Genomic DNA, 10296 nt, shown 5'->3' on the forward strand with positions numbered 1-10296 from the left:
AAGCGGACTTTACTCCTAATAGTGTTGAACCATTAGTAGATACAATGGCTGTGGCACAAGGTATTGTGAACAATCCGGAATCTGTAACTGTTGATCAAATCAAAGAAGCAACACAAGCATTGAAAGATGCACAAGCAGGCTTAGTTGCGAAAGCAGATAAAACAGAACTTGAAAAAGCAATCAATAACGCAGAAGGTTTAACGTTAGATCCAAAAGATAAAGAAGATAAAGCCGTTCAAGAAGCATTAGACAAAGCAAAAGCAGTACAAGCAGATGCTAATGCGACACAAGCAGAAGTAGACGCAGCGAAAGATGCATTGAATAAAGCAATCGAAGCGAAAACTGCTCAAGATAAAGCTGATGCAGTCAATGCGGCACTTGAAGCGTTGAAAGCAGAACTTGAAAAAGCGAAAGCTATCAATCAGGCTGACTTTACTCCTAATAGTGTTGAACCATTAGTTGACGCAATGGCAGTTGCACAAGGTATTATGAATAATCCGGAATCTGTAACTGTTGATCAAATCAAAGCAGCAACACAAGCATTAAAAGATGCGCAAGCAGGTTTAGTTGCGAAAGCAGATAAAACAGAACTTGATAAAGCAATCAATAACGCAGAAGGTTTAACGTTAGATCCAACAGACAAAGAAGATAAAGCAGTCCAAGATGCATTAGAAAAAGCAAAAGCAGTACAAGCAGATGCTAATGCGACACAAACAGAAGTTGACGCTGCTAAAGATGCATTGAACAAAGCAGTTGAAGCTAAAGCAACTCAAGATAAAGCTGATGCATTAGCTGAATTACAAAAAGCTTTAGATAAAGCACAATCAACAGATAAAACTAAATACACACCTGAATCAGTAGAAAAATTAGATGTATCAGTGAATACTGGTAAAGCGATTGTTGAAAATTCTAAAGAGGTATCAATCAAAGATATTCAAGAAACAACAAAAGCTATCGAAGATGCATTAAAAGCTTTAGAAGTTATTAAAGCTCCTAAAATTGAAAAAGAAACTGATAAAGTTAAATCAACATCAGGTAAATCAGTTGAAAGAACATCTGATAAAGCAGTTAAGAAATCAGAAGGTTCAAAAGCACAAACTAAAGCAAATAAAGCCAAAGTATTACCAAACACAGGTCAAGAAACTCCAGCAGATCCTAAATATGCTACATTAATGTTAGCAATTGGTGGTTTAATGGCATTGTTCGGCAGACGTAAAAAAGAAGATAAAGATAATACAGAAAAATAATCGAATCAACTTTTGAGCACTAAACAGTAAAAGATTTAAGATAGTATTCACCCCTAGTTGGAATAATCTCCAGCTAGGGGTGTTTGCTTTTTATTAGGTTTTGAAGAATGCATCAATATGAATTATTTATATTACAAGGATACATTGATTTTATGTACTTTTAACAGATTTATGTTTCTGTCTATTAAGTTCTCATTACATAATTGTAAAAATGAAACTAAAAAAATGAGTTAAAATATATGGTTTAGAACCTTAAATGTGAGAAGAATGGTCGGTTTTGATAACGGAGGTATGTATTCACGCCTGTGTTTTCAACAATCTATATGAATTTTGCATTTTGTTTCCAAATAAAAAAGAAAGAATTTAACGATATTTCCCTACTAAAACATAAAATTTATATCATATACAATTGGGCAATACAATATTATAATAAAGATGTAGTAGAAATATACTAGTATCGGAGGACATCATATGAAAAAATTGGACTTTTTGCCTAACTTAAGAAATAGATACTCTATTAGAAGATTTACTGTAGGCACAGCATCTATTCTAATCGGATCTCTATTATTCTTAGGTCATAGCGGCGAAGCCAAAGCAGCAGAGAATATAAACGATAACAATACAGTTGTAGAGGCTTCTAATGATAGTAGTACGACACAACAAGCACCTGAGGAAAATAACAAAACGTCACTTGAAAAAACAGTTGATGCTACACAACAGCAAACTGATAATAAAGCACAAACGCAAAATGCATTAGAAGAAGTTAAAAAACAAGCTACTACAGAGATTACTTCACTTAAAAATTTAAACAAAGAAGAAGTTGACAGTTATACTCTAGAAGTACAACAAGCAGATTCAGAATCAACTGTCCACGCTATAGTTGAAAAAGCTAAAGCAGCAGCACAAGCAGTTGAACAAAAAGAAGAGTCAATTCAAACACAAAAAACTGAAAATTCAAAAGAATCAACAGAAGCAACTGTTGAAAAAACAAAAGAAACACCTACTACTGAAGCTGAACCAGTGAAAGCAGAAGCAACTGTTGAGAAAGCATCAGAACCTGTTGCTGAAAACAAGGAAGAAGCTCCTGAATCAGTAGTCACTCCTGCAACTGAGCCAGCAGTAGAAAAAGCGGTTGAAACAGTAACTGAAACACCTGTATTGTCTACAGTACAAAAAGTAGAAAAAGTAAAAGCAGACTTGAGTAATGACTATGACAGTGCCAAAGTGGATGCAGTTCTAGCAGTTATTGATACTACTGACTTAACACCAGAACAATTAAAATCAGAAGTATTAAGACTCTTACTTGAAGAAGCATCAGCTCAAAAAGACTTATTTAGCCCTCAAGCAACTTTACCAAGAACAGGTGAAGAAGCTTCAGGTTATTCAACAAGAGCAGCTGTTACTGCAAGAGACATCAGAAAATTAGATTCTGCTATTGCATCAGCTGAAAAATTAGAACCATTAAATCCAGATAATCCTTATGACAAAATTATTCAAGAAAAATTGAATATAGCTAAAAGTCTTAAAGGGGATGCAGCTGCTACTCAAGAACAAGTACAAACTGCAACAGCTGAGTTAACGGCAGCAGTTACTCAAAAAGGTTATCAAGAAGCTTTAGCAAAATTGCAAGAAGTTATTAAAGAAGCAAAAGCTGTAGACACAACTTTATATACACCATTATCAGCTCAAAAATTTTTAGAAGCTATTTCAAATGGTGAAGCGAGCGCTGCCGAACCAAAATCTACAGCTACAACTTTAAGCAAAAGAGCGAATGCCATAGAAACTGCAAAAGATGCGCTTATTTTGATTCCTGATAAAACGGAACTTAAAAAATTAATAGATAGAGCAGCTGCAATAACTGGATTAGATTATGGAATTTCGGAAAATGCTGTACTTAAAGATAGATTAAACTTTGCTAAACAAGTTTATGAATATGGTGAAAGTTCACAAGCAGAAGTTGATCAAAAAGCAAAAGACTTACTTCAAATTCTTAATTTTAGAGAATATCAAGAAGCATTAAATCGTTTACAAGCAGCAATCGATGATGCTAAAACTATCAATCAATCAGAATATACACCAGCAACAGCTACTCCATTTGATAGTGCAATTAAAGCAGGGGAATATCTAGCTGCTAATAATGTTATAAGTGTTACAGCGTTAAATACTGATGTGACTATTCCATCACCTGAAAAATTCGATGCAGCAACAAAAGCTATAAAAGATACTAAAGCTCAATTAGAAAGATTAGCAGATAAAACAGAATTAAATAACGCAATTCAAAGTGCAGAATCTGTTGGCCAATTAAATGCAGCAGATCCTGAAGATAAAGCAGTTCAAGATAAATTAGAAGCAGGTAAAGTAGTAAAAGAAGACCCTAATGCAACACAAGATCAAGTTAAAACAGCAACTAACGAATTAAATGATGCGGTCAAACATAAACTTTATCAAGATGCATTAGATGAATTAAATGCAACAATTCAAGATGCTGAAAAAGTAACTAAAGACGCTTATACACCTAATTCTGTAACACCATTTGATTCATCTCTAACTGATGGTAAAACACAAGCAGCAGACACAAATGCAACACCTGAAACTTTAAAAGCAGCATCAAAAGCTATAAAAGATGCTAAAAATGCATTAGTTCCAAGAGCAGATAAAGCAGCATTGAATCAATCTATTACAACAGCAGAAGCTCTTCAACCATTAGAAGCTGGAGATCCTGAAGATGATGCGCTTAAAACAGCATTAGAAGCTGCTAAAACTGTTCAAGGTGATTTAAATATCGATCAACCTGCAGTTAATAAAGCGAAAACTGATTTAGATAATGCGATAGCAGCTAAAAATGTACAAGATGAATTGGATAAAGAAGATGCTTTAGATGAATTAAGACAAACATTAGAGGATGCTGAAACTATTGACCCAGCTATATTTACAACAAGTAGTAAAAAAGCGTTTACTGAAGCTGTGACAAATGCTAAAACTATTTTAGGTTCACCAGGTTCTAAAACAATTGCTGAGATTAAAGCAGCTACAAATGCATTAGAGGATGCACAAGGAGTATTAGTTCCTCAAGCAGATAAAACAGCACTTAAAACAGCAATTAACACAGCTAATGGTTATAACAATCTAAATCCAAATAATCCTGTAGATAAAGCATTACAAGATAAATTAGCAGCAGCAAATGCGGTTAATACAAATGGTGATGCAACAGCTGATCAAGTTAAAACAGCTACAGATGATTTGAATACTGCGATTACAGCTAAAAAAGCTCAAGATGATCAAATCGCTAAAGATGCAGCTGCAAAAAAAGCAGCCCTTGATGCATTAAATGATGAATTGAATAAAGTTAAAGCTTTAGACAAAGCAACATATACACCAAATACAGTGACACCATTAACTGAAAAACAAACAGCAGCCCAAGCCATTGCTGATGCACCGGACACTAAAACAACTGAAGAAATCAATGCCGCAACAAAAGCATTGAAAGACGCTCAAAATGCTTTAGTTCCAAAAGCTAATAAAGACGATTTAAATAATTCAGTTAAAACAGCTGAAGCATTACCATTAAATCCAGCTGATACTGAAGATAAAGCAGTTCAAGATGCATTAGATAAAGCGAAAACAGTTCAAGCTGATGACAACGCAACACAAGATGCGGTTAATACAGCTCAAACTGATTTAGATAACACTGTTGCAGCTAAAAAAGCTCAAGATGCTAAAGATGCAGCCGCAAAACAAGCAGCCCTCGATGCATTAAATGATGAATTGAATAAAGTTAAAGCTTTAGACAAAGCAACATATACACCAAATACAGTGACACCATTAACTGAAAAACAAACAGCAGCCCAAGCCATTGCTGATGCACCGGACACTAAAACAACTGAAGAAATCAATGCCGCAACAAAAGCATTGAAAGATGCCAAAGATGCTTTAGTTCCAAAAGCAGACAAAACTGATTTACAAAAAGCACTTGATACTGCAAAAGCTATTACTGGTTTAGAACCAACTGATAAAGAAGATAAAGCAGTTCAAGATGCTATTGATGCTGCACAAACAGTCAACAAAGATGACAATGCAACACCACAACAAGTGGCAGATGTAACAAAAGCCATCAATGATGCTGTTGCTACAAAAGCGCATCAAGATGCTTTAGATCAATTGAATAAAGCATTAGAAGATGCTGCCAAAGTAGATAAAACAGATTATACTGCTGATTCTGTTAAACCATTTGATACAGCAGTAGAAGCGGGTAAAACAGCAGCTGGCGATAACACATCAACAGTTGAAGCATTGAATAATGCAACTAAAGCAGTTCAAGATGCTACTGCACAACTTGTACCAGATAAATCAAAATTAGATACAGCAATTACTGAAGCGAAAGCTTTAGAACCTTTAACTGATTCTAATACAGATCAATTATTGAAAAATGTTTTAAATGCAGCTGAAACTGTTAAAAATAATCCAAATGCGACACCTGAAGAAATCAAAACAGCAACTTGGAATCTTGAAGATGAAATCAATAACAAAAAAGCAGCAGACGCGATTGAAGCTTTAAAATCAGCTGTAAATAAAGCTGAGCAACTTAATGAAGCGAAATATACACCAAATACGTATGAACCGTTAAAAACTGCAATTACTGAAGGACAAAAAATCATCAACAACCCTCCATCTGCTGATACACCAGCAACACTTGCGAAAGCAAAACAAATTGAAGAATTAGTGAATGCTTTGAAAGAAAGAGCAGATAAAACTGAACTTGGCAATGCTTTAGATAAAGCAATTGCATATGGTGATTTAAATCCTAATGATGCAGAAGACAAAGCATTACAAGATGCAGTTACTGCAGGTCAAAAAGTAAATGGTGACGGTAATGCGACTACTGAAGAAGTTGCTAACGCAGTTAAAACAATCAATGATGCTATTGCCGCAAAAGAACGTCAAGATGCTGTAGACGAATTAACTAAAGCTATCAATGACGCAAAAGCAGTCAATAAAGATGACTACAAACCAAATACAGTAACACCATTCGAAACAGCAGTCACAGCTGGTGAAACTGCGAAAGATGACGCAACTAAAACAGTTGAAGAAATCAAAGCAGCCACAAAAGCCATCACTGATGCTAAAAATGCACTAGATAAAAAAGCGGATAAAACAGAATTGAACACATCTGTTACAACAGCTGAAAAATTAGGTGCACTTGATACTAAAGATGCTGAAGATAAAGCAGTCCAAGACGCTTTAGACAAAGCAAAAACAGTTCAAGCTGATCAAAATGCAACACAAGAAGCAGTGAATACAGCTAAAACTGAATTGGATAATGCAGTCAATGCTAAGAAAGATCAAGACGCGAAAGATGCACAAGCTAAACAAGAAGCTTTAGATGCATTAAAAGCAGAACTTGATAAAGTGAAAGCAGTAGATAAAACTGTATATACTCCAAACACAGTCACAACATTAACTGAAAAAGAAACTGTTGGTAATGATATTGTTGCAGCACCTGAAGCTAAAACAACTGAAGAAATTAATCAAGCAACTCAAGCATTGAAAGATGCCCAAAATGCTCTTGTGAAAAAAGCAGATAAAACAGAATTACAAAAAGCACTTGATAAAGCGAATACTTTCATTGATTTAGCAGCAACAGATAAAGAAGATAAAACGGTTCAAGATGCTGTAGAAGCAGGTAATACTGTTAAAGCTGATGACAATGCAACAGTTGAACAAGTTGAAAAAGCTACAAAAGCAATCAACGATGCAGTTGCCGCAAAAGAACGTCAAGATGCTTTAGATGAATTGAATAAAGCCATCACAGACGCAAAAACAGTCAACAAAGATGACTATAAACCAAATACAGTAACACCATTTGAAACAGCAGTAACTGCTGGTGAAACTGCGAAAGATGACGCAACTAAAACAGTTGAAGAATTAAAAGCAGCTACAAAAGCCATCACTGATGCTAAAAATGCATTAGATAAAAAAGCAGACAAAACAGAGTTGAACACATCTGTGACAACAGCTGAAAATTTAGGTGCTCTTGATACAAATGATAAAGAAGATAAAGCAGTCCAAGATGCTTTAGAGAAAGCAAAAACAGTTCAAACTGACGACAATGCGAGTCAAGAAGCTGTAAATACAGCTAAAACTGAACTTGATCAAGCCGTTGCAGCTAAGAAAAATCAAGACGAACTTGACGCACTTAAAAAAGCAGCGCTTGATGAATTGAAAGCAGAACTTTCAAAAGTCGGTAAATTAGACTATAAAGACTACACACCAGACAGTGTGAAACCTTTAGCCGACAAAGAAGTTTTAGGCAACGCAATTGTTACAATTCCTGAACTTAAAACTACTGAAGAAATCAAAGCTGTCACACAAGAATTGAAAGATTTACAAAAAGCTTTAGTTCAAAAAGCAGATAAAACAGAACTTGTGAAAGCTCTTGAAAAAGCTAAAACTTTAGGTGCACTTGACGCAACTGATAAAGAAGACAAAGCCGTTCAAGATGCAGTCACAGCTGGTAATACAGTCAATGAAGATGGCAATGCGACTACTGAACAAGTAGCAAATGCCACAAAAGCAATCAACGATGCAATTGCTGTGAAAGAACGTCAAGACGCTTTAGATGAATTACAAAAAGCAATTGACGATGCTAACACAGTTAAGAAAGATGACTATAAACCAAATACAGTGACACCGTTTGAAGCAGCAGTCACAGCGGGTGAAACTACTAAAGATGACGCAACTAAATCAGTTGAAGAAATCAAAGCGGCCACAAAAGCAATTACTGATGCTAAAAATGCATTAGATAAAAAAGCAGACAAAACAGAGTTGAACACATCTGTGACAACAGCTGAAAATTTAGGTGCGCTTGATACAAATGATAAAGAAGATAAAGCTGTTCAAGACGCTTTAGACAAAGCGAAAACAGTACAAGCTGATCAAAATGCAACGCAAGAAGCAGTGAATACAGCTGAAACTGAATTAGATAATGCGTTAAATGCTAAAAAAGCACAAGATACTAAAGAAGCTGTTGAAAAACAAAATGCTTTAGATGCATTGAAAGCAGAGCTTGAAAAAGCAAAAACAGTTAATAAAGAACTTTACACTACAAACAGCGTAAAAGTTTTAACTGACTCTGAAACTGCAGGACAAAATGTAGTTGATAATGCAGCTAATAAAACAACTCAAGAAATTGAGGAAACAACAAAAGCATTGAAAGATGCTCAAGCAAACTTAGTTTCAAAAGCAGATAAAACAGAACTTGTGAAAGCACTTGAAAAAGCAAAAACTTTAGGTGATTTAGTTGCAACTGACAAAGAAGACAAAGCCGTTCAAGATGCAGTAACAGCAGGTGAAGCTGTTAACGAAGATCACAATGTAACACAAGAACAAGTTGCTAACGCAACAAAAGCAATTAACGATGCGATTGCTGCAAAAGAACGTCAAGATGCTTTAGATGTTTTAACAAAAGCTATTAAAGAAGCAAATTCAGTAGTTAAAGATGAATACAAACCAAACACAGTCACTCCATTAGAAGAAGCTGTTAAAGCTGGTGAAACAGCTCGTGCTGATGCTACTAAGACTGTTGAAGAGTTGAAACAAGCAGCACAAACAATGACTGATGCTCAAAATAAACTTGAACTTAAAGCAAATAAAGAAGAATTGAATAAAGTTGTTAAAACTACAGAAACTTTAGAGCTTAATCCAGCTGATAAAGAAGATAAAGCGGTTCAAGATGCATTAAATACTGCTAAAGAAGTTCAAGCAGATCAAAACGCATCACAAGAAACAGTTGATAAAGCTAAAACTGATCTTGAAAATGCAGTAAAAGCTAAAACAACTCAAGATAAAGTAGACGCATTCAACAAAGCGCTTGATGCATTGAAAGCAGAACTTGAAAAAGTAGCTTCAATCGATAAATATGCATATACTCCAAACAGTGTAGAACCATTAACTAAAGCTGAAACAACAGGTCAAGCTATCGTGAAAAATTCTGCTGGTAAAACAGTTGAAGAAATCAATAAAGCAACACAAGATTTGAAAGAAGCACAAAAACACTTAGTAGAAAAAGCTGACAAAGTTGAACTTGATAAAGTCATCGACACAGCAGAAAATACTGAATTGAACGTAAATGATAAAGAAGATAAAGCAGTCAAAGATGCTTTAGACACAGCTATCAAAGTTCAAGAAGACTTGAATGCAACACAAGAAGAAGTCGACAAAGCTCAATCTGATTTAGCAAAAGCACTTGAAACAAAAGCAACTCAAGATAAAGCTGATCAAGTGAATGCTGCATTAGAAGTATTGAAAAAAGAACTTGAAAAAGTAGCTTCAATCGATAAATATGCATATACTCCAAACAGTGTAGAACCATTAACTAAAGCTGAAACAACAGGTCAAGCTATCGTGAAAAATTCTGCTGGTAAAACAGTTGAAGAAATCAATAAAGCAACACAAGATTTGAAAGAAGCACAAAAACACTTAGTAGAAAAAGCTGACAAAGTTGAACTTGATAAAGTCATCGACACAGCAGAAAATACTGAATTGAACGTTAATGACAAAGAAGACAAAGCGATTCAAGATGCTTTAGATAAAGCAATCAAAGTACAAGAAGACTTCAACGCAACACAAGAAGAAGTCGACAAAGCTCAATCTGATTTAGCAAAAGCGCTTGAAAATAAAGCAGCTCAAGACAAAGCTGATCAAGAAAAAGTACAAGCGTTCAACAAAGCACTTGAAGCGTTGAAAGCACAACTTGCAAGCTCAAGAACAGTGGTTAAAGATAACTTCACACCAAACAGTGTTGCTCCATTCGAAGATGCACAAGCGGTGGCACAAGGCATCGTGAACAATCCAGAATCTGTAACAGTAGAACAAGTTGTCAAAGCAACAGAAGTCTTGAAATCAACACAATCAAGCTTAGTAACCAAAGCAGATAAATCAGAACTTGAAAAAGTGATTAAAACTGCTGAAGGTTTAGATTTGAACGTGACTGATAAAGAAGACAAAGCTGTAAAAGACGCATTAGATACAGCAGTAACTGTTGAAGCAGATC

2 protein-coding genes are annotated in these 10296 nt (G+C 35.1%); both read left to right on the forward strand.

Going from position 1 to position 10296, the window contains the following annotated elements; translation table 11 throughout:
• Positions 1 to 1247: FIVAR domain-containing protein (locus tag HMPREF3270_RS14030; protein WP_176746746.1), on the forward strand; the 1247-nt coding region annotated here is incomplete at its 5' end.
• 471 nt (positions 1248 to 1718) lie between these two features.
• Positions 1719 to 10296 (forward strand): YSIRK-type signal peptide-containing protein (locus tag HMPREF3270_RS11010; RefSeq protein ID WP_141763149.1); only part of this gene is annotated, 8578 nt, incomplete at its 3' end.

It is taken from the genome of Staphylococcus sp. HMSC65H10 (assembly GCF_001839185.1).
In the GTDB taxonomy this organism is placed as follows: Bacteria; Bacillota; Bacilli; order Staphylococcales; family Staphylococcaceae; genus Staphylococcus; species Staphylococcus simulans.